We start from the raw sequence: 18,977 nt of genomic DNA on the forward strand, positions 1-18,977 counted from the left end.
CCGATGCCAACAAACTGGCCAAACTGGTGTCGCACTTTAACATCGACGGCAACCAGCAAGCACCTGCAGAGGACAGCCTCGTCGAGTTCAACACCCCATCGGCACATGGTTCGGATTGGGACATGGAACCCGAAGCCCAGCCCCTTGCCGCAGCTGCCAATGGTGACCTTGGATCCTCCAAGGTTTGGCAGGACTTTTAATCCCTAGCCCGCGCCGGGCACAAAATCTGGGGCTGCCCAGATCTGTAGTCGGCGCGGGCTCCCTGAAACAGGTTGTCGTTCAACCGAGCAATTATGAATGGGTAAACCTTTGTCTTCTTTAAGCCTATTGATCGTAACTACGGACCGTAGCTTTGCTAGAACTTTGCAAAGCCACATGGAATCTGCTTACCCTGGTATGCAGGTTCTTTTGGCCAACAACTTGATGACGGCCTATAATCAGGCTGAATCGGTACAACCAACCTTTGCCTTTATCGAAGATGGTTTCACCAAGTTACCGGAATTTGAAATGATGATGGCGCTGTTTTCTGCGCTGGATACCCGCTGGGTTTCTGTGATGGACAGCCATTCGGAAGCACCAGCCCGTAAATCGAACCCTTTGCTGGATCGCGGTGCCGGGATTTTTGAACTGAGCAAGTCTGATCACCCCGTTCAGTTTGTGCAGTATTTTGACATGATGGTAAAAGCCCCACGTCGCACAGCGAGTGGCCGTGGTCCCGCCATGAATGGCACTAAGGCTCCCGTTAGTACCACGGATAAAATCATCCTCATTGGATCATCAACCGGTGGGGTCGAAGCGCTGCGCAGCCTTTTGGTTGGGTTTCCTGCAAATTGCCCACCAACGGTGATTGTACAACATACCGGCAAAAATTTTGGACCTGGATTGGTGGCGCTGCTAAACCGGATCTGTGCTGCATCCGTTGTGGCTGCCCAGGATAGCATTCAGCTGCAGCCTGGAACCGTACACATCGCTGCTGGCCAGTCGCAACACCTTGGCCTGACACCACGCAAACCCCACCGCACCCGACTCAAAGAAGGCCCGCCGATCTCTGGGCATACACCGTCAGTTGATGCACTTTTCAGCTCTGCAGTACCATTTGCCAAAAATGTCGTAGCAACAATCTTAACCGGAATGGGGCAAGATGGTGCAAGAGGATTGCTAGAACTTCGCAAGGCTGGGGCCACAACCTTTGCCCAAGATGAAAAAAGCTCCGTTGTTTACGGGATGCCGCGCGTTGCGTGGCAGAACGGCGCCGCACAAAAACAGGTGTCCCTGGCCCGTATGGCCGGCACACTACTTCAAGCCTGCAAGGCCTGAACTTATAACAGGAAGGAAGCCGCTTTGAGCTCTGTATTTGCAAACACTTCTTCAGTCACCGTTCTGCAGGGTGAATTCCGTGTGTCGAACAGCCCATCGGTTATGTTTTCCACCGTGTTGGGATCCTGCATTGCGGCCTGTCTTTACGACGCCGAAAATGGTGTAGGTGGAATGAATCATTTTTTGTTGCCCAGCACCAATAGCCAGGACAGCAAAAATGCCCGCTACGGTGTTCATGCCATGGAATTGCTGATCAATGGCGTGCTCAAGAAAGGGGCCACGCGACAACATTTGAAGGCTAAGGTTTTTGGGGGCGCGAAAATGTCAGCCAACCTGTCTGACATCGGTCTGTCGAATGCTGAATTTGTGCAACGGTTTCTGCGGGATGAAGGTATCTCTTGTGTATCATCCAGCGTTGGAGGCACCTCAGCCCGTAGGGTGAGATTTCATCCCGTAACTGGTAATGCGCAACAAACCCGCGTTGAGAACGACCGCCGTTTGGGCGAGCAGGAACGCGCAGCGGCGAAGCCAGCGCCAGTGGCAGCAGACGTTGGTGCTGTGACACTGTTCTAACACCTGCAAAACGATGTAAGACACTTGGTCGCTGCGTTTAACTTCGTGGCGGCCAGATTGCATATAGGGCTATTTTATAGATGCTTGACCTGCACTCAAATTAGCATTGTAGCCATTTGTGAACATAGTCTTTGGCCAAGCGACATGCTTCTGACAAGCGATGCCCAGAGGCAAGATTGCAGGCGATAGCGGTTGCCAGTGTGCAGCCGGTACCACGTTTGGTTTGGGTCAACCGAGGGGCGACAAGTCTGACATGGTGGTCTGGACTAAAGGCATGATCAACACAGTCAAAACCATCTGCATGGCCGCCTTTGATCAGAACAGCCGCGGCCCCCTGTGCAAGTAACATTTCAGCCTGTTTTTTGATCTCATCTTCATCGGTGGCCTTGGCACGGTTGGTCAAAATCGCTGCTTCGTCTAAGTTGGGCGTTAAAACTGTGATGATGGCAAACAGTCTGTAGATGTCCCGGCCGGAAAAGAGGGTACCCCCTGAGCTGGATTTAAGAACCGGGTCGAGGATGACGGGGCCGCAGTAACCAGACAGTGAGCTTAATACGGTACCGACGGTTTCTGCTGTTCCCAACATTCCAATTTTAACCGCAGCAGGTTTTGTACCCTGTAGGGCCGCTTCAAGCTGTGCTTTGATGACCCGGGGCGGGACGGCATGGCTGTCTTTAAACGACTTATCGGTTTGAACCGTTACCGATGTCACTACAGGTTTGATCTTAAATCCCAATTCCTGAGCTGTTGCAGCGTCACGGGTCAGGCCCGCGCCACCGCTGCTGTCCGTACCAGCGATAGCCAGTATGTAGCTCATATTGCGCATGTCCTGATCCACTCGCGGGTGCGGGCTTCGGGGTCATTTGCGGTCCGGATGTCTGTTACAACGGCAACACTATCGGCACCGGCAGAAAACACGCCAGGCAGACGTTCAGGTGTCATCCCGCCAATTGCCACCAACGGTGTTGTCCCTGCCATTGCCTTCCACTGGGTTATCCGATCTAATCCCTGTGGCCCCCATTTCATTTTCTTGAGCAGGGTGGGAAAGACTGGTCCAAGGGCCACGTAAGTGGGATCATGGGATAATGCGCGGTCCAGTTCGGTCTCGTCATGGGTGGACAGACCGTAACGTATACCGGCTCGACGCAGGGCGGCCAGGTCAGCCGTTTCCATGTCTTCCTGTCCAAGGTGGACAAAACTGCAGCGCAAATCCAGCGCCACCTGCCAATAGTCATTTACCACCAGTTGCGCGCCATGTACGGCGCAGAAGTCGCGGGCACGAGCGATCTGTCGCGTCACTTCGGCTTTGGGCTGATCCTTTATTCTAAGCTGCACCAGTTTGACGCCCTGTGGCACCAACAATTCGACTTGGGCTACATGGCCCGTAATCAGGTAAAACCGTTCCATTACGCCAGCTCTGCCATTCCAAGTATCGGGGTTGAAGGGATTGCCATATTGCGTCGCTCCATTGGGTCGGCAAGGTAGCCAGCCCGTCCTGCATCGACTGCCTGTGCCATCGCTTGCGCCATGGCTGCCGGATCCCCGGCCTTGGCGATGGCGGTGTTTAGTAGCACCGCGTCCATGCCCAGTTCCATTGCCTGACAGGCATCAGACGGGCGTCCAATTCCGGCATCGACGATCAGCGGCACATTGGGGAAATGCGCGCGCATGCCCCGCAAAGCATCGGGATTACGCAGCCCCTGACCAGATCCTATGGGGGCACCCCATGGCATCAGCACCTCGCAGCCTGCCTCCAGCAGTTTTTCACCAACTACCAGATCATCGGTGGTGTAGGGGAACACTTGAAACCCCTGAGCGCAGAGAATACGTGCTGCTTCGACGAGTCCAAATACGTCAGGCTGTAAGTTGTCGGCGTGGCCGATGACTTCAAGTTTGATCCAGTTGGTCCCAAACAATTCACGCGCCATCTGGGCGGTGGTCACCGCCTCCTGCACCGAATGGCATCCTGCCGTGTTGGGCAGTATCCGTGTTCCCGTCTGGCGTAAGGTATCCCAAAACCCAGTACCTGACCCATCAGCATTTTCACGGCGTAGGGAAACGGTGACGATTTCGCAGCGACAGCTGTTGATCGCATCCACCAGAACGGCAGGAGATGGATATTGTGCGGTGCCTACCAGCAGCCGTGAATTGATTTCTGTATCATAAATTTGCATGTCAGCCACCCTGCATGGGAGCCAGAATTTCGATCCGGTCCCCTTCACTTAATGTTGTTGCTCGTCGTTCTTCGCGTGGGACAAAGACGCTGTTTAGCGCGGTTGCGATGGCTGGCTTGGTAATTTTCAACTCTAAAAGAACAGCGGCAAGAGTTGTGCTGGCGACCTCATAGTCTTGGGCATTTACAGTGATTTTCATCGCTTATCTCCGGGTAAGATTTGATCGGCCACACGGGCAGCCATTGCGGGTGCCAAAAGGAACCCGTGACGATAGAAACCGTTCAGGTGCAACCTGCCGTTATGAGTGATGATACGTGGCAAATTATCGGGAAAGGCGGGACGCAGGCCTGCGCCAATCTCGACCACACTGGCCTCGGCAAAGGCCGGATGTAGAGTAAAGGCGGCTGATAGCAGTTCTGTCAGGGAGCGTAAGGACGGGGGCCGGGAAGATGAGCTCTCGATCATGGTGCCGCCGATCATGTAGTGACCATCGCCGCGTGGGACGAGGTAAAGCGGCATGCGCGGATGCAGTAACCGCAGTGTCCGGTTGATCTCGATTTCAGGGCAATACAGGATCGCCATTTCACCGCGCACAGGGCGCAGGTCAGGCAAATCAGCGGCCATACCGGTGCAATCAAGGTCAATCAGTGCTGGTGTTGGAGTGTTGTACAGCAGTTCGACACCCATATCTTGTAGGGATTGAGCCAAATCCCGCAATGCCCGCCGCGGATCAAGATGTGCCTCGCCTTCAAAGAACAGACCGTGTTGGAACCGGTCTGACAAAACAGGTTCCAATTCGCTAATTTCGGCCCCTGTGACTGGTCGGTGGGCGCTGGTGCGGCGGGCGAAACGGGTCAGATCAGGCGTATCACGCGGTGGGGCCACGACCAAAGTGCCACGTCGGAAGACAGGTGTAACTTGCGCCCACCAATCGGCTGCCAATGCGCCAAGTGCTACAACCTCATCCTCGGCGCTTTCACCTTCACACCACGGGGCCAGCATGCCGCCGGCAAACCGCGCGACACTGTTGGAGCCGGGGCTATCGCCCGGATCAAACACTCGTACGGATACCCCACGCCGGGCAAGTTCATAGGCCGAGGCCAGACCCGCAAGCCCGCCCCCAGCTATGGTGATCATGTGTCGTTGTCCTCGATCGGCAGATACAGATCGCCACCTTGGCGGAACTTGGCGGCCATCGCTTCCATTCCCTCTTTCTGCGCCTCGGCGCGGATGTCGTGGGAGATGCGCATTGAACAGAATTTGGGTCCGCACATGGAACAAAAATGCGCAACCTTATGGGCCTGTTTTGGCAGGGTTTGGTCATGGAATTTGCGTGCGGTGTCCGGGTCAAGCGACAGGTTGAACTGATCCTCCCAACGGAATTCAAACCGCGCGCGTGACAGGGCGTCGTCGCGTCGTTGGGCACCCGGCAATCCCTTGGCCAAATCTGCCGCATGGGCCGCAATCTTATAGGTGATCACGCCGGTTTTCACGTCATCCCGATCCGGCAGGCCAAGGTGTTCTTTGGGCGTCACATAACACAGCATCGCGCAGCCGAACCAACCAATCATCGCGGCGCCAATACCACTGGTGATGTGGTCATAGCCCGGCGCAATATCGGTGGTCAGCGGCCCCAATGTGTAAAACGGCGCTTCGTCGCAGCATTCCAGCTGCTTATCCATGTTCTCTTTGATCTTGTGCATGGCGACATGGCCTGGACCTTCGATCATCACCTGACAATCTTTTGCCCAAGCGATTTTGGTCAGTTCCCCCAGAGTTTCCAGCTCAGCGAACTGGGCTTCGTCATTGGCATCTGCAAGGGAACCGGGGCGCAAGCCGTCGCCAAGACTAAAGGCCACATCATAGGCGCGGCAGATGTCACAGATTTCGTCGAAATGTTCATACAGAAAGGATTCACGGTGATGATGCAGGCACCATTTGGCCATTATAGAACCACCACGCGACACAATTCCCGTCACCCGGTTCACTGTCATTGGCACCATATGCAGGCGTACACCGGCATGGATGGTGAAATAGTCCACGCCCTGTTCGGCCTGTTCGATCAGCGTATCCCGGAATACTTCCCATGTCAGATCTTCGGCAATGCCATTGACCTTTTCCAGGGCCTGATACATCGGGACTGTGCCGATTGGCACAGGGCTGTTGCGGATAATCCATTCACGTGTGTTGTGGATGTTACGCCCGGTTGATAGATCCATCACCGTATCTGCGCCCCAGCGAATGGACCAAACCATCTTGTCCACTTCTTCTTCCATCGAAGAGGTGACAGCCGAGGTCCCCATGTTGGCATTGATTTTCACCAGAAAATTACGCCCGATGATCATCGGTTCACTTTCAGGGTGGTTGATATTGGCAGGGATGATCGCACGTCCTGCGGCTACCTCATCACGTACAAATTCGGGGGTGACGTAGTCAGGGATGTTTGCCCCCCAGTCGTGACCATCGCGGGGGATGGGCGTGATCTCACGCAGTTGGTTTTCGCGGATTGCGATGAATTCCATTTCTGGTGTGACGAGTCCTGCGCGGGCATAGGCCAATTGGGTCACGGCCTTACCGTCCTTAGCACGGAGCGGGCGTGGGCGGATTGGGAATTCCGGCGTCAGGCGGTCCCCTTCAACAAAGCCATTATCGGCGGGTTCTATGTCCCTGCCATCGTATTCTTCAACATCGTTGCGCGCCCGGATCCAGTTTTGGCGCAGCGGGTTCAGACCCTGCCGGATATCTGTCTCCACATTCATATCGGTGTAAGGCCCGGACGTATCATAGACCGGAAGTGGGGCTTCGCCTGCGGTTGGGTGCACCGAAATTTCACGCATTGGGACGCGGATGTCGCTGTGAAGCGATCCATCTACGTAAATCTTGCGCGATGCCGGCAGGTTCCCGGACGTAATTTTTGGGTTAGGGATATTCATTTTGGCGCTCCTTAAGCTCAAGTCTCAAAAAAACACCAGATGAGGTTTGGCTGGAAACAAGGGGACAGAGTCCCCCAGTTAGGCGAATGAAGGTTGGGCGAATTGATCCCGGCCCGTCGCGCGCCTCGCTTCCTACGCCAGTGTCAACTGGGTCAGGTTCAAAGGGTCGCGCCACCGGACAGATGTCCTGAACGCCTCTCAGTCCCTTAGGTGGGACTCCCCTGCATAAGGACCGGCTAGACGAGGAAAACAGATGGGTCAACGAAAAAAATTAAAAGACAGGGCGGTGAGGCTTATGCCCAAGGGCTCTCATCCACCAACTAAAAACCTGGTGTGGTGGCTTTCCAAAGCTCGGTTACGGGCGCCGATAATATGTTTGCGCATCAATGCTGTTGCCTGTTCAGAGTTACGGGTCTCCATCGCGCCACTATGTTGTATGGTCAGATATGTCACACAGATGACAAACCGAAAAGGCGCTGATCCAGGGATGGGATGTATCGAGATCAGGGGGGGCGATGTCTGGTAGAAATTACGCAGTGATCATCAATGTTTCGAAGGCCTCTACCAATGCTTGCCGCTGAGGTGCAAATAAGGGTGATGAAGGGGAGCGAGTTTGTACAAAGGTTGCATCGCGATTGAGATGAGCTGTCAGTGTCTTGACTGCCGCGGTTACAAGAAGGGAAATAACAGTTTCGACAATTTCGGATACCATTTTTCCATCGCCCGCTGAGCCCCGTGGGACATTGCCTTGGACAACAACCGCTCATCGCCCACCAAAACGGCAATGTCTCCATGGACTGCAAGAAACTGTTCTGCTGTCGCCCAATCTCCAGAACTGTCCTTGATACCGATGACAACGCCAGGGTAGGCGGCGCGTAATCTTGACACTAGTGAGACTGGGAGGGGCACAGCTGTCTGGGCAGGAATATGGTGTAGAATTACGTTTCTTAGGGGTGGTCCAATTTTTCAAATGCAGTCCCGAACCAGCTGAATAGGCCGTCTTCAAAGGCGGCTTGGGCCAGTTTCACCGCATCGTCAATGGAGTGGTTCAGCACACCAGCATGAATTTTTGTTCTGTCAGGTAATGCCTCGGCGAGCGCCGTCAAAATGGCGTGCCGCTCTGGCAGGGAAAAGCCATATCCTTCGCCTGTTGTGCCAAAAAGTGTTACACCATCACATCCATTTGCGACCACGGTATTGGCTTTGCCCAGACTGTTTGCTTATGCGGGCTAGAGCAATGCCGACTTGTTATGGTTCCGGGCTATGACAACTTTGATCACTTGCCACGTAAACTGCTGCCTCAACTGCAGGGCCTATTCCTTGGAAACGCGCACTACGTCAGCCGGACGGAGTTCTCCAACTTCCGTTTTTATGGGGATCGTTGAATGATTAAACCAGAACCGTTCTGTTGCGGTGTCTCGAATGCGAATGCCCTCGGGGAGGGACATGGTTCTAACCCCTGCCGCCTGACAAATGAGACCGACCATTCGATCCATCCCCGGATCATCCAGCCAGGCAGCTAGATAGTAGACGTTATCATTGTTCATAAGCACGGCGTGGCCGGCTTCAGTTTGTAACGTTGCTGTAGCTGTGCCCTCTACCTCTTCGAAATAACCGGTCACAGCGCCTCCGCCGTTTAAGGGTATTGGCATGTCCGGCCGCAGGCTTTCAACACGGGCAACGGTCACATCCAAATCGGGCAGGGCAGGGGGCATTGGGGTTGGAATGACCATGTTACTATCGCGCGCGCCAGAGCGAGGCCCGATTACCACCTGTGCAGAACTGTTGGCGAGTGCTTTCTTTTGCGTATCGGACATATGCATCATGCCCGGTGCCAGAATCATAGAGTAGTCATCAAATGTGTCGCTATCCGGCGGCAAAATGTCTACGGATAGTCCTGCCCGTCGCAGGGCGCGGTAGGTGTCAAAGATCAGGCCGAAGTAGCTGAGATCCTGCCCATGAGGCTGTACTGCCCAGGCCCAATCAGCATCGTAGTCGAAAATTAATGCAACAGGTGCGCGATAGGGCTGCACGTCTGGCGCCGCGGCCAGTTCAGCTGAAACCTGTCGTGCTTCAACGATTGCTGGCGCATCAACACTATCAGGGCGGAGCATGCCCGTGTGTAGCTGTTCTTGCGCGAATGGCGACTGTCGCCAACGGAAGTAACAGACCGCTTCCGCCCCATGGGCAAAAGCCTCCCAAGTCCACAAACGGACCATTCCGGGCAAAGGGATTGGGTTGTAGGGCGCCCAGTTCACTGGGCCCGGTTGTTGTTCCATCACCCACCAGCGGTCGCGCCCGACAGCGCGGTACAGATCATGGTGAAAGGCTTGGAAATCCGGATCGCCCTGACGGGCATAGGCACGTTGGTGCTCGGGAGATGCGCCAACACGATCTTCGAGAAAGCCAAGCGGGTAGCTGTCCCAGCTGGCGATATCCAGATCTGCACCGACCTTGTAGTGGTCGAATTCGGTAATTCGACCCATATAATTGTGGGCGATTGGTGCCGTTGAATGGGCGCGGAGTATGTCCGACTGCACGCGATTGAAGGCAACAACCTGATCCGAGCTGAACCGGCGAAACGCCAGTGCATGAGATGGATTGGGTTCTGTTACCGTAAGGTTGGGTAGGTCGATATCGTCGAAATCGGAATACTCCATCGACCAGAACACATTGCCCCAGGCGCTGTTCAATGCGTCGATGTCACCAGCATTGCCGCCGGGCTTGTGGAATTCCGTGCGCAGCCAGTGGCGGAAGGCATCGCGTGCGGCATTGGAGTAAGAAATGACCGTGTCGTGGCAACCGTATTCGTTGTCCGTTTGCCAAGCAGCGACAAAGGGGTTTTGGCCATAACGTTCTGCCAAAAGGGTCACAATGCGGCGGCATTCATCCAGATAACCCGCATTGCTAAAGCAATAATGTCGACGAGACCCAAACTTGCGCGGGTTGCCGTTTGCATCTACAGCAAGCATGTCGGGATGTTTGTCGAGCACCCATTTTGGCGGAGTTGCCGTTGGCGTTCCCAGCACAACTTGTAAACCGGCTTGCCCAAGCACGTCGATCGCCTGATCCAGCCACTCCCAGTTCAATTTTCCAGATTGGGGTTCTATCCGCGACCAGGCAAACTCGCCGATGCGGACCCAGGTTAGGCCAGCGTCAACCATGCGACGAGCGTCGTCAGCCCAGATCTCAGAGGGCCAGTGTTCAGGGTAATAACAGGTGCCGAGAGTGCGCTGCATAAGGACCTCAGAGAAGAACTTGGTGTTCGCGTTGACCGGCGACATCCGTTTTGAATAGGTAAGTTTGGCCCGCTTCTGGCGCGTCATCGCCTTCGGCAGCAGTGGTCACAAACAATGTTGTCAGATCTGCACCGCCAAAGGCCGGGCAGGACGCCTGTTTTGCGGGAACGGGCAGGGCAGTTTTGAAACTACCATCCGCAGCATAGCAGGCCACACGTGATGCGCCCCATTGTGCATTCCACAGGTTGCCATCTGCATCCACAACCGCGCCGTCTGGGCCAAAATTCTGATCGGACAGGTCAACAAAGAGCTGAGGTTTGCCCTCGGGCCAGCCACTATCTGGGTTCAGGGGTTGTCGCAAAATACGACCTTTGGCGGTATCCGTGTAATATGCGCAGGATTGGTCTGGGGCAAAACAGATGGCATTGCTGATAGTGACGTTTGGCACCAGTTTTCGCAGTGCGCCCTGATAATAGCGATAGATCGCCCCTGCGCTGGGTTCACAATTATATCCCATAGTTCCAATCCAGAACCCACCCCAGGGATCAGCCCGGCCATCATTGGACCGGGTGACAGGATTATCGGCTTCCAGCGCGATCAGGTATTCCTGTTCGCCACTTTTGATATCGAACCGCCATAGGGCGGAAGAACTGGCCAAGATCAAGGTGTCATGATCCACCCATCCAGCCGCAGAAACACATTCGTCGAACTGCCAATGCCGCTGCTCGCCGTCAACAATCGTAAGCAACTGCTTGGATAGAATGTCAAACCAGAACAGTTGTTGGCGCTCGGGGTGCCACAGGGGGCCTTCTCCCAAGGTGCAGCGGGTGTCACTAAAGATCTGGGCGGTTGTCATGCAAATGCCTTGTCATAAGCCGCGACGATTTCAGCGGCGCGAGCTGCAACATCCTGAGCGCTGAAGCCAGGTTTGTAGATGCCGGTGCCAATGCCAAAACCGGTAATACCTGCCCCTTGCCAATCGGCAAAATTGCCTGGCCCAGCCCCGCCAACAGCATAGGTTTTTACTTCCGGTGGCAAAACCGCCTTGAGTGCAGACAATCCATCTAGTCCAAGTTTGAAGGCTGGAAAAAACTTCAGCCCGTCGGCCCCTGCGCGCAAGGCGGCAAAGGCTTCGGTTGGGGTCAGAACACCGGGATAAGACAACATGCCTGCGGATTTTGTCGCCGAAATGACATCTGCGCAGCAATCTGGCGAAACCACCATCTGAGCGCCGATCCGGGCCAGCTTGGAAACATCGTCGACCTGTAAAACCGTACCCGCCCCAATGATTGCGCGATCCCCAGCGTGGGCAACCATCGCGGAGATGCTGTCCAGTGGTTGCGGTGAGTTTAGCGGCACTTCGATTTTGGTGATACCAGCCTCGATTAGGACATCTGTGATGGCGCAAGCCTCGTGCAGTTGGATGCCGCGTAGAATGGCGATGATTTCGCGGGTCATTGAGGTTTGCTTTCTAGGGCCAAGTAAGCGGCGCAGAGGCCGGCTAAAGTCATAGTTTCTGATGGTACTGTCGGCACTGGCAATCCCTGCGCAGACAATGCGGCTTGGTAGGCGGATGAAAGTCCATCTTCGCCAAGAATGACAATGTTTTGCCCTAACCAGTAAGGCCGCGCGCCTGCCAGTTCAGCGCCGATCAGCAGGCCTGAAACCTTGGCACGACCAACTGCGTTGCTTTGCCCGTGCAACAAGGCTTCAGCTCGGATCGAGAACAACTTTGACGCCAGTGTCGCCGGGTTGGACATGGCATCCTCAACAGCCGCAGCAAAGGCTTTGGCATCCCAGTCACTGGATGCGGTGGAATGGCGCAATACCGACTGATCGGCGATCAGCGCGAACAGCTCCCCTGTCATGAAAGTGCGGAAGCTGACCACTTCACGCGCACTGATATGGACCCACTTGGTGTGAGTGCCGGGCAGACATATCACCCCGTCGAATTTGGGGTTGGCGGCCAGAAAACCGGCAATCTGAGTTTCTTCGCCGCGCATCACATCGGCGGGCGCTTTTTGTTTCATTCCGGGCAGGATGTAGACATCAATTCGACTGTCCTTGGTTTTGATCCTGGTGGCCGTCGTCGCGTTGGGCGGTTCACTGGGCACTGCAGTATAAGGCGCCTCTGCCCAGCCCTGTTTCGCCCCGGCCATACCGCAGATGAAAACCGGGACAGTACGCCCATTTGGCAGATGTTCAGCGATCAGCTTCATCAATTCTGGCTCAAATTGATCCGGCGTCAGGCTGCCCATACCGCAGTCTGCGCTGATCCGGTGTAGGACATCGCCTGTATCCGCCATCAGCCAGATCCGCAGGTTTGATGTGCCCCAGTCTGCTGCGATCCAAGTCAGTTGTTCAGTTGTCTGTATCATTATCCAGTTACCACTACGCCACCATCGACGACCATTGTTTGTCCGGTCATCATCTTGCTGGTCTGTGAAGCCATAAACAACACGGCGTCAACAATATCCTGTGGTTCTAGATGGTCCTTCAGGCACTGGCGGTCCAGATGTGCGGCTAATGCATCGGGGTCAGCCCAGAGGTCCAATTGTTTTTGGGTTAGCACCCAGCCCGGGGCCAAGGCGTTCACGCGGATGTGGTCAGGACCAAACTCGCGTGCCAGTGCCCGTGACAGGCCATTGATGCCGGCGTTGGCGGTGACATAGGCAGGATACCCTGCATTTCCCATCATATAGCTGATCGATGAGAAATTGATAATCGACCCGCCGCCCAGTTGTTTCATGCCTTCCGCGACGGCCTGACAGGCGAAGAAATAGGCCTTTAGGTTGATCTCCTGCGACCAGTCCCAGAATTCTTCGGTCACTTCGGCGGTTTGATGGCGCTGGTCATTGGCGGCGTTGTTCACCAGAACCTTGATGGGGCCATGGGCCTCGGCGCTTTGACTGATAGCGGCCTGTAACGCGGGAATGTTGGTGATGTCACATTGAATGAACAAGGGCCGCGCACCGGTTGCCTGTTCCATCTGATCTACGAAATCACTGGCATCCGATCGCCCGACAAAGGCAACCTTGGCACCCTGTCGCAAGAATCCTTCGGTCAGGGCCGCGCCGATGCCGGACCCACCACCGGTGATGAAAACTGAGGCCTCGTTAAGGTCGTGAAATGTAGCTGAGGATTGCATTAGTGGCTCTCTCTCGTGACGAGGCGGGTATCTTTGCCCACCAGAAAATCCAAATCAGCGCCTTTGTCGGCCTGTAAAACGTGGTCGACGTACATCTTGGCATACCCACGAGTGTAATGGGGTTCATCCGGTTGCCAACTGGCGCGCCGGGCGTCCATTTCGGTATCTGATATCAGCAGCTCTAATGCGCCAGTGCTAGTTGAGACGCGAATGCGGTCGCCGGTTTTGACCAGTGCCAGCGGACCGCCGGCTTGTGCCTCGGGGCTGACGTGCAAAATGACTGTGCCAAAGGCTGTACCTGACATCCGTGCATCCGAGATGCGGATCATATCCTTGATACCCTGGGTGATCAGCCTGCGCGGGATAGGCATATTGCCGACCTCCGGCATTCCCGGATAGCCTTTGGGACCGCAGCCTTTGAGCACCAGAATGCTGTCTGCCGTCACTGGAAGATCGTCGCGGTCGATATTGGCTTTCATGTCTTCGATGCTATCGAACACATAGGCTTCACCTTCGTGTTCCAGCAGGTGATCCGAAGCCGCCGAAGGTTTGATGATCGCCCCACGCGGTGCCAGATTTCCACGAAGCACCCGCAGACCTGCAGCGGGTTTGACCGGGCTGTCGAAACTTTGGATCACATCGTCATTGTAGCATTCAGCCCCATCGGCATAGGCATGAATATCACCGCCCAGAACGGTTTTTGTGCTGCGCAGATGCCCATGTTTGGCAAGCTTGCTCAGCACTACAGGCATCCCGCCCGCATAACAGAAATCTTCCATCAGATATTTTCCCGATGGCATGCAGTTGACCAACAACGGGATTTCGCTGCCCAGCTCAAAATCGTCCAGCGCAAGGTCAACGCCAACGCGACCAGCCATAGCCAGCAAGTGAACCACCGCATTTGTGGACCCACCAACCGCTGCATTGGCCAGAATGGCATTCTCAAAGGCTTCGCGCGTCATGATATCCGAAGGCTTGATGTCTTCATCCACCATTTCCACAATGCGCTTTCCGGTCAGATGGGCCAGCGCCATGCGGCGAGAATCTACTGCAGGCAGGGCGGCATTGGTGGGCAGGGACATGCCCATTGCCTCGACGACTGAGGCCATGGTGGAGGCCGTGCCCATTGTCATGCAAACGCCTTTGGAGCGGCTCATACCGCTTTCAGCGTTCATGAAGTCCTGAAGGGTCATTTCCCCTGCGCGCACAGCCTCGGAGAATTTCCAGACATCTGTGCCAGAACCGATATCCTTACCTTTCCATTTGCCATTCAGCATCGGCCCTGAGCTGACAACAATAGTGGGCAGGTCGACTGAAGCGGCACCCATCAGCTGACCTGGTGTGGTTTTGTCGCACCCCCCCAGTAACACAACACCATCAATCCCATAGGCGCGGATCGACTCTTCGACATCCATGGCCAAAAGGTTGCGAAACAGCATCGCGGTGGGTTTCATCTGGGTTTCACCCAGCGACATCACCGGGAACTCGACAGGAAACCCGCCGGCCTCCCAAACGCCGCGTTTGACGCCCTCAGCCAGATCGCGCAGGCCAGAATTGCAAGGAGTGAGCTCAGACCAGGTGTTGCAGATGCCGATAACCGGTCGACCATCAAATGCGTGATCTGGAAAACCCTGGTTCTTCATCCAGCTGCGGTGAATAAATCCGTCCTTGTCATGTTTGCCATACCATGCGCTGCTGCGCCTTTTCTTGATCATATCCGTCTTCCTTCGATCACCCATATGCGGTCTGGGAATGACCAGGGCAGGGTGAGCCCGTGTTGCATCAGGTATTGGCCGTCTAGGGTCAGCGGACCCTCTTTCAGCGGAGTTGATCCACGTGACAGGTGATGGATCTCGTCGCGGTTTATGAGATCGATTTCATAACTGGCATATGGTTGTAAACCGGTCAGACGTAATGGGCGTGGCAGGATCTGGGTGCCGGTGGCGGCCTTGCCCGCAAAAACCACAAACTGGCTGCCATCCTGTGCCATCTGTTGCTCAGCAATGACACTGGGGTCTGCACTGTCTAATCGCAAAATGTCCGCACCCATCCGCCAATCCCTATTGGATTTCCACCATTTGGCCACGCGACGCAGAACATCTGCCTCTTCCTCACTCAGCTCACGCGGATCCATTTCGAACCCTATGTGCCGCTGCGCTGCCACCCAAGCTCGAAAGTGAATGTTATGTGTCCGGCCAGAGGTGTGGCATTGGCGCGGTCCCACATGGCTGCCGGTGATCGCAGCGGGGAGCAACAGCGCAGAGTCGTGCTGAATACGTAGTCGCTCCAGCGCATCGTTGCTGTCTGACAGCCAGACACGCTGGGTCAGACCAAGAATGCCTGCATCAATCCGTCCGCCCCCCGACGCGCAGCTTTCAATTTCGACTAATGGAAAGGCGGTGCGGAGATCCAAAAGCAATTCATACACGCCCTCTGTCTGCGCGGAATCAGCGATGGGCAACAGCCGGTTATGATCCCATTTGATGTAGTCAATGTTGTTGGACGACAAGATTCCGGACATTTTGCGGTACAAATGATCGCGGACATCCGGGGTCGAAAGATCCAGCACGCGCTGCTGACGCCCTTCGATCTGGTTGGACGGCCCAAGGATCCAATTCGGGTGAGCCCGCGCCAGATCGCTGTCCAAGTTGACCATTTCCGGCTCAAACCAGATGCCAAATGTCATGCCCAGCTTTTGAACATGTTGGATTAACGGCGTCAGCCCATCTGGCCATTTGCGCGGATCTATATCCCAATCGCCTAGCGATGAGGTGTCATCGTCGCGACGGCCAAACCAGCCGTCGTCTAGCACAAACCGCTCGGCACCGAGTTCGGCGGCTTGGGTGGCAATATCAGTCAGGATGTCCGGGTCGTGATTGAAATAGACCGCTTCCCAGCAGTTGTAATGCACCGGGCGCGGGCGGACAGTGTTAGGCCAGGTTACGACGTGATCGCGTAACAGGCGCTGAAAGGCCACTCCGCATCCGTTGAGGCCCGTTTCAGAGACACTCAGATAAAGCGGCGCGGTTATGAACTTGGTTCCTATGCGTTGGGTCCCCGTTGCGTGACCCCATTGGATTTGTCGGCGTCCATCTGGCAGTTCTTCGGCGGACATGACATGGCCACCAGACCAGCCATAGTGCATAGCAAACACGGTGCCGCTTGTGTTGGTTGCCCCAGTTTCAGGGAAATAGGCCAGCGGTGGATGTTCGTGCCCGGACCTGCCCGTGCGTGATTCACGCATATGGACACCGGCGCGCCAAGGCGTGTTTTGCAGTTGAAACTCACCTATCCATCGCCCTGCAAAATCGATGATTTCCTGAGCCATCTGCGGGCCGGGAACCACAGGTGCGGACAGGTGATGCAAGGTGATTTCATCGTTAGAGACCAGCGTTGTCATAGCAGCCAGCGTGTCGCCAACGGGCTCAAAATCAAAGAACAGGGTCAGTCCCAGTGCATCATCATGGCAAGTAAAGCACTGACCGTCAGTTGCGGTTAGTCTGAACTGTGGATGCAGAGGTTTGCCGTTTCGGTAAGTGACCAATCCAGGCTGCCCTTGAAAGCCATCGGCGGCTTGCGGACACAGGGTCAATGTCGGCAGGCTGTCGATCATGCCGCCAGTGACATCGCGGATCTCAGCACTGGCAATTGCGTTCAGATCCGCTGCGGCTGGCAGAGCAGGGCCCCAGTAGACCGCGCCGGGAAGCCCACCGTTCGAGGATAAAACCAAAGTTTGCCCCGGCGCATCGATCCGCCAGACTTGTGTTTCTTTGCTCACTTCACCGCTCCCAGTGTCAAACCAGCGATGAAGTGGCGCTGCATCAAGAAGAACATCGCCACGGGAGGGAGGGCAGCCACGATCGAGCCCGCGCTCATCAGATGATAGGCTGCGCGATATTGCGCGTTGAAAGATGTAATGCCTGCGGTCACAGGTTGGCTTTCAATGCCTTGGGTCAGCACCACGGCCCAGAAATAATCGTTCCAGATAAAGGTGAAGATCAACACAGACAGCGCGGCAATCGCGGGCTTCATCAGCGGCAGCACAACGTACCAGAAAATCCGCCATTCCGCGACACCCTCGACCCGCGCTGCTTCGATTAACTCATAGGGAAGCGCCCGGATGAAGTTGCGCATAAACAGAGTACAGAACCCGGTTTGAAACGCTATATGGAACAGCACAAGGCCGGTCTTGGTATTATACAAGCCTAAATCCAATGTCAGATCGCGGACTGGAACCATCAAGATCTGGAACGGGACAAAGTTGCCAGCGATGAACATGAAGAACAGGATCAGGTTGCCGCGGAATTTGTAAATTCCAAGGGCAAAGCCGGTCATGCAAGACAGCGCAACAGCGCCAATGACGGTTGGGACTGTGATCAGGATCGAGTTCATCAAATAGCGTGGCATATCCGAGGCGAAAAACACCTTGCCGTAGTTGTTGAAGCCTTCGAATGAACTCGGCATTCCCCAATAATTTCCCGATGTGAAATCGGTGTCTGGTTTGACAGAAAAAATGGCAACGGCAATCAACGGCAGCAGCCACAGGGTCAATGCAACGGGCAACAGCGACTGATAGGTCATCTGCCAGCTGCGGGAGGATTTTTCGATAGGTCTGGGAAACATCAGCGTGCCCCTTTTTCGTCTTGGTACATCGACCACAGGAAGTAGGCGATAAAGGCCAACATGATGACAAACAGTACAACGGCGATTGCTGCGCCATATCCCATGCGGAATCCGTATTCGCTCAGTGCTTTTTCAAACATGTAGAAGGACAATACGCGGGTAGATCCAAATGGGCCGCCGTATGTCATGATCGATATCAGATCAAACGAGCGCAACGCTCCGATGATAGTGACCACAAAGGCAATGAACGTCGCGGGGCGCAGTTGCGGGATGATTATATGCCATAACATCCGCCACCCCTTGGCTCCATCCAATCGCGCGGCCTCAATTTGCTCGGGATCAACTGCGTTCAAACCTGTCAGGTAGAGGATCATGCAATAAGCTGTCTGTGGCCAAAGACCTGCAAGAATAATACCATATGTGGCCAGGTTTGGGTCACCCAGAACGTTTAGGGGCTCCAGTCCAAATTGTTCCAAAATTGTATTGAGCAGGCCAAAAGTTGGATCGTAGAACCATGTGAACACCAGCCCAACAACAACCTGACTAATCACAAAAGGGAAAAAGAACAAAGACTTGTACATGCGAATACCGGTTACTGTTTGGTTCAGAAACAGCGCAATGAACAGTCCCGCCGGTATCGCCAACAGGTATAGGATCAGCCATTTGAAGTTGTTCCATAGCGAAACTTCGAACGCCCGGTCAGTTAGCAATTTCTTGTAGTTTTTCAGTCCGACATATTCAGCTTCGCCCAGCCCGTCCCATTTGTAAAAAGACAGGTTGAAACTCTGGATGACTGGGAAAATCACGTAAAACAGGAAAAACAGAATGCCAGGGGTAAGAAACAGAAGTGGCGTGATGACCTGTCGGTTACGTGCCATAAACCCAGGGCGGAACGTCTTAGCCCGGGCCGAGGCTTGAGGAGCATTACTCATCTGATCAGTATCCTGCGCAGTCGCTATTGCAGCGAAAT

General features: G+C 54.9%; 19 protein-coding genes, 1 pseudogene and 1 riboswitch. Of the genes and pseudogenes, 3 read left to right on the plus strand and 17 right to left on the minus strand.

Features of this window, described 5'->3' with window-relative positions; genetic code table 11:
• The 3 genes and pseudogenes from GO984_RS23380 to GO984_RS15610 form a co-directional block, all read left to right on the plus strand.
• Positions 1-200: pseudogene (locus tag GO984_RS23380) on the plus strand (hypothetical protein); the annotation flags it as partial.
• A 175-nt stretch (positions 201-375) separates the two neighbouring features.
• Entirely contained in the window at positions 376-1,317 is a 942-nt protein-coding gene (locus GO984_RS15605; RefSeq protein WP_157023556.1) for a CheB methylesterase domain-containing protein, read from the plus strand.
• Between the two features lie 24 nt (positions 1,318-1,341).
• Positions 1,342-1,890: a chemotaxis protein CheD gene (locus tag GO984_RS15610; RefSeq protein WP_157023557.1), complete on the plus strand. Its 549-nt coding sequence runs from the start codon at positions 1,342-1,344 to the stop codon at positions 1,888-1,890.
• A 100-nt stretch (positions 1,891-1,990) separates the two neighbouring features.
• Here the strand turns inward: GO984_RS15610 and thiD are convergent, their stop codons facing one another.
• From thiD to GO984_RS15695, 17 genes are all read right to left on the minus strand, one after another.
• Complete coding sequence (gene thiD / locus GO984_RS15615) at positions 1,991-2,707, minus strand: bifunctional hydroxymethylpyrimidine kinase/phosphomethylpyrimidine kinase (RefSeq protein WP_157023558.1); 717 nt, start codon at positions 2,705-2,707, stop codon at positions 1,991-1,993.
• Positions 2,704-3,297, minus strand: a complete 594-nt coding sequence (locus GO984_RS15620; protein WP_157023559.1) for a thiamine phosphate synthase — start codon at positions 3,295-3,297, stop codon at positions 2,704-2,706. The genes thiD and GO984_RS15620 overlap by 4 nt, the downstream gene beginning before the upstream one ends.
• Positions 3,297-4,064: a thiazole synthase gene (locus tag GO984_RS15625; RefSeq protein ID WP_157023560.1), complete on the minus strand. Its 768-nt coding sequence runs from the start codon at positions 4,062-4,064 to the stop codon at positions 3,297-3,299. The genes GO984_RS15620 and GO984_RS15625 overlap by 1 nt, the downstream gene beginning before the upstream one ends.
• 1 nt (position 4,065) lies before the next feature.
• On the minus strand, positions 4,066-4,263 hold the full coding sequence (gene thiS / locus GO984_RS15630) for a sulfur carrier protein ThiS (protein ID WP_157023561.1): 198 nt from the start codon (positions 4,261-4,263) through the stop codon (positions 4,066-4,068).
• Entirely contained in the window at positions 4,260-5,201 is a 942-nt protein-coding gene (locus GO984_RS15635; protein ID WP_157023562.1) for an FAD-dependent oxidoreductase, read from the minus strand. Before GO984_RS15635 ends, thiS begins: the two co-directional genes overlap by 4 nt.
• Positions 5,198-6,997 carry a phosphomethylpyrimidine synthase ThiC gene (gene thiC / locus GO984_RS15640; RefSeq protein ID WP_157023563.1) on the minus strand — a complete coding sequence of 600 codons (1,800 nt, stop codon included), beginning with the start codon at positions 6,995-6,997 and terminating at the stop codon, positions 5,198-5,200. The genes GO984_RS15635 and thiC overlap by 4 nt, the downstream gene beginning before the upstream one ends.
• A gap of 112 nt (positions 6,998-7,109) precedes the next feature.
• Positions 7,110-7,230: riboswitch (TPP riboswitch) on the minus strand.
• Between the two features lie 436 nt (positions 7,231-7,666).
• Positions 7,667-7,960 carry a dihydrodipicolinate synthase family protein gene (locus tag GO984_RS23840; protein ID WP_342448102.1) on the minus strand — a complete coding sequence of 98 codons (294 nt, stop codon included), beginning with the start codon at positions 7,958-7,960 and terminating at the stop codon, positions 7,667-7,669.
• Entirely contained in the window at positions 7,945-8,190 is a 246-nt protein-coding gene (locus GO984_RS23845) for a dihydrodipicolinate synthase family protein (protein ID WP_167740369.1), read from the minus strand. Before GO984_RS23845 ends, GO984_RS23840 begins: the two co-directional genes overlap by 16 nt.
• A 120-nt stretch (positions 8,191-8,310) precedes the next feature.
• On the minus strand, positions 8,311-10,236 hold the full coding sequence (locus GO984_RS15655) for a beta-galactosidase (RefSeq protein WP_157023566.1): 1,926 nt from the start codon (positions 10,234-10,236) through the stop codon (positions 8,311-8,313).
• A gap of 7 nt (positions 10,237-10,243) precedes the next feature.
• Positions 10,244-11,092, minus strand: coding sequence for an SMP-30/gluconolactonase/LRE family protein (locus tag GO984_RS15660; RefSeq protein WP_157023567.1), 849 nt, complete (start codon positions 11,090-11,092; stop codon positions 10,244-10,246).
• The gene (locus GO984_RS15665) at positions 11,089-11,694 is read right to left on the minus strand and encodes a 2-dehydro-3-deoxy-6-phosphogalactonate aldolase (RefSeq protein ID WP_157023568.1); all 606 of its coding nucleotides are present in this window, start codon (positions 11,692-11,694) and stop codon (positions 11,089-11,091) included. Before GO984_RS15665 ends, GO984_RS15660 begins: the two co-directional genes overlap by 4 nt.
• Positions 11,691-12,614: a 2-dehydro-3-deoxygalactonokinase gene (locus tag GO984_RS15670; protein ID WP_157023569.1), complete on the minus strand. Its 924-nt coding sequence runs from the start codon at positions 12,612-12,614 to the stop codon at positions 11,691-11,693. Before GO984_RS15670 ends, GO984_RS15665 begins: the two co-directional genes overlap by 4 nt.
• On the minus strand, positions 12,614-13,384 hold the full coding sequence (locus GO984_RS15675; protein ID WP_157023570.1) for an SDR family NAD(P)-dependent oxidoreductase: 771 nt from the start codon (positions 13,382-13,384) through the stop codon (positions 12,614-12,616). Before GO984_RS15675 ends, GO984_RS15670 begins: the two co-directional genes overlap by 1 nt.
• Positions 13,384-15,099: an IlvD/Edd family dehydratase gene (locus tag GO984_RS15680; RefSeq protein WP_157023571.1), complete on the minus strand. Its 1,716-nt coding sequence runs from the start codon at positions 15,097-15,099 to the stop codon at positions 13,384-13,386. The genes GO984_RS15675 and GO984_RS15680 overlap by 1 nt, the downstream gene beginning before the upstream one ends.
• Positions 15,096-17,162, minus strand: a complete 2,067-nt coding sequence (locus GO984_RS15685) for an alpha-galactosidase (RefSeq protein ID WP_167740370.1) — start codon at positions 17,160-17,162, stop codon at positions 15,096-15,098. The genes GO984_RS15680 and GO984_RS15685 overlap by 4 nt, the downstream gene beginning before the upstream one ends.
• The gene (locus GO984_RS15690; protein WP_138163624.1) at positions 17,159-18,007 is read right to left on the minus strand and encodes a carbohydrate ABC transporter permease; all 849 of its coding nucleotides are present in this window, start codon (positions 18,005-18,007) and stop codon (positions 17,159-17,161) included. Before GO984_RS15690 ends, GO984_RS15685 begins: the two co-directional genes overlap by 4 nt.
• A complete protein-coding gene (locus GO984_RS15695) occupies positions 18,007-18,939 on the minus strand; it encodes a carbohydrate ABC transporter permease (RefSeq protein WP_157023572.1) in 933 nt (310 codons plus the stop codon). Before GO984_RS15695 ends, GO984_RS15690 begins: the two co-directional genes overlap by 1 nt.
• Positions 18,940-18,977: the final 38 nt, after the last annotated feature.

The sequence above is a fragment of the Parasedimentitalea huanghaiensis genome (assembly GCF_009753675.1).
Taxonomy (GTDB): Bacteria; Pseudomonadota; Alphaproteobacteria; order Rhodobacterales; family Rhodobacteraceae; genus Parasedimentitalea; species Parasedimentitalea huanghaiensis.